Source organism: Amycolatopsis sp. NPDC003861 (assembly GCF_053605405.1).
Window position 1 is genome coordinate 1 of record NZ_JBSGJD010000476.1, and the last position, 2,754, is coordinate 2,754.

Annotated in this window: 2 protein-coding genes; both read right to left on the bottom strand. The window is 72.7% G+C overall.

Annotated elements, in window-relative coordinates; translation table 11 throughout:
* On the bottom strand, positions 1 to 496 hold a 496-nt coding region (locus ACWEVN_RS47465; RefSeq protein WP_452055657.1), incomplete at its 3' end, for a bifunctional DNA primase/polymerase.
* Between the two features lie 242 nt (positions 497 to 738).
* Positions 739 to 2,661 (bottom strand): hypothetical protein, encoded by a 1,923-nt coding sequence (locus tag ACWEVN_RS47470; RefSeq protein WP_452055658.1) that lies wholly within the window; start codon positions 2,659 to 2,661, stop codon positions 739 to 741.
* Between the last annotated feature and the right edge of the window lie 93 nt (positions 2,662 to 2,754).

Sequence of the window (2,754 nt, forward strand, 5' to 3'; positions counted from 1 at the left end):
GGCCGCGGGTGTCGACGTGCCAGCCGAGCCCGCGGCCGCGCGCACCGACGGTGCTGCGCAGCCGCGCCCCGGGCGGGCGGTGGAAGTAGCGGTGCTCACCACCGCGCGGGGTGCCGACGGTGAAGGTGTCGACCGGGTCGGGCTCGCCGGCCAGCTGAGCCAGCAGCCTCAGGACGTCCCGGCCGTGGGTGACGCCGTGGCGTGCCCACTGCTCAGGGACCCGCCCGTGCGCAGCGTCGAGGTCGAGCACCAGCAGGCCAGCAGGCCCGCAGCTGATCCCGACGTTGCATCTCGGGTAGCGGGTCCACCAGCGGCGGATGCGGCCGGGATCGCAGGTGGCCCGCTGCTGCCAGCGCTCGATGGCGGGCTTCTTCCCGCGGGGGACGAGCGGGAACACTGGCCACCCGCGCTCGGCGGCCTCCAGCGCGGCAAAGAGAAGTTCACCGGTGACGGGCCGGGGAGGGGCGGTCGCGGCAGAGGTGACGATCGTGGTCATGGCATCAGCTCGGCAGAAACCGGGGCGGGGCCAGGGGTGACGTGGCGGTGCCGGGCGATGTCAGTGCTGGTGAGGTGGACGTGCGGGACATTCGGCGGACGATGCGGGTGCATCGGCGAAGCTCCGTTCTGTGCCGCGGGAACGCTCCGCGGGCGTCGAGGAGGACAGCGACAGCAGGAGCGGGCCCGGCACGAGGTGTGCGGACCCGCCCCTGTCCGGCGACATCGGGTGACGTCGGCCGGTTAGCTCGCGGCTTCGGCCAGCTCCGCGGCGTCCGGGCCTGCCGGAGCGCTGGTGCCCTCGGAGAATTCCTGGGCATCGTCGCCCGGCTCGGCCGGGCCGGAGCCCCCGATCGCTCGGGCATCAAGCACGTCGCCCTGCTGCTCAGCGTCGTCATCGTCGGCCGCGTCGCTGGTGGTGGTCTCGCCGAGCGCCGCGGCGATGACGTCCCGCTCGCTCTGCGGAGCGATGATCAGCCGCTCGACGTCGGAGGCGGGATAGCCGGCGCCGACGAGCGCGGTCAGGTACTCCTGCGCCGACTGCTGCGCGTATCGCCACGCGTTGCGCGAGAGCGCGTCCTCCATCGCGCAGAAGGTGAGGAACATGTCGTAGACGGTCGCCTTACCCGGCGTGGGGGCAGTGGCGACCTTGTCGGACAGGTCGGTCACGGTGCTGCCGACGGGGAGGCTGAGCAGCTGGCGGGCGAGGGCGTGGTTCTGGTTGAACGCGCGGCGCAACTCGTAGCCGCCGTGGGCCTTCTGGCGGGCGAGGAACAGCTGCGCGTCCTTGGGCGCGGTCTTACGCAGGACGAACTCGGCCAGCCACTCACGCCGCGGCTTCTCGGAGGCGTCGATCAGCTCGTTGTTCTTGCGCACCCACCGGCGGATGATCCGCGCCTCGGCGCGGGCACGCTCGTCGGCGGCCAGCGCGGCCCGCGCGGCGGCGAGGTCGCTCTCCTCGCCCGCGGCGCCCGCACCATCGCCGGCACTGGTGTCGGGCGTGCTGGTGGTGCGGGGGGTGAGGTCGACACGCCCGGCCGGGGCGTGGCTGAGCGCGTGGCCGTGCGCGCGGAAGTCCGCGCAGCCGTAGACGGCCACCGCGATGCGGTCGCCCTTCTCGTCGTGGTGGTCGTCCTCGATCCAGGCGCCGTGGCCGGGGCAGGACGCGTGGTCCTCGGCGGTCAGCGTCGTGTAGGGCGCGTCCTCGGGGCTGGGGCGCAGCCGGTCGAGCGAGCGGGCCTCGCCGGCCTCGGGGGTGAGGCTGCCGCCGAAGATCGTGATCTTGGCGGCGGTCAGCTTCCGGGTGAGCGTCGTGACCAGGGCGGCGAGCCGCTGCTTCTTGGCGTGTTCGTCGCGCTTGGCCTGCGCGAACACCTGGAAGTTGTTCGGCTCGGTGCGCGCGATGCGGATCAGTTCTGTGGCGGTCTCGCGGTCACCGGCGGCGTCGAACTCGGCGACGATCGCGGCCTGGACGAGGTCGAGGTCGAAGCGTTCGGCGGCCTTGAGGGCCAGCTCGCTCTCCCCGGCTTGCAGCACCTGCTTGACGTAGGCGGCGCCGTTGCGGCCGCGAGCGAGCTTGCGGGCGATGCCGGCGGGGGTGAGGTTGAAGGCGGCCAGCTGCTGGACGGCCCGGGCGCTGTCGCCGAGGGTCAGCGGCTTGCGGAGGTCGTTCTCCTCGAGCTGGCGGACGATCCGCTCGATCGTGGCCTTGCGCTCGTCGGCCGGCGGCGGAGTCTTCATCCAGACCGGCAGCTCGACGCCCGCCGCGCGGGCGTTGTTGAACCGACGCTGCCCTTCGGTGATCATGACGATGCCGGTCTCGTAGTTGCGGTAGCCATTGGCCGCGGTGTTGATGCCGTTGTTCTTGAAGTTCGCCGTGGTCGCCGGGTCCGCCTCGGCGTTCTCGGTGCGGACGTTCTCGGCGAGCAGCGCCTCATCCGGGTTGATGTGGATGACGGTATTGATCTCGGCGTCCCACTGCGCGTGCAACGCCGCCAGCTCGTCCTCCGACAGCCCGGCGAGCGGGCTAGCGCTGGCCGCCGCCTCGTCGCCACTGGTGGAATCGGGCACGGCGCGGTCGAGGTTGGACGGTGCGGGATCGATCTCCGGCGTGGCGGGGTCGGCGTCGTCAGCGCGCTGGGTGGGCAGATCCATCGTGGCGGTCACGCGGGCTCCTTGATTCAGGCCGGTCGGGGGGCCCGGGGGCCCCCGGGGCCGCCCCCCAAACCCCCCCCCCCCCCCCACCTTGGTAGGTCACAA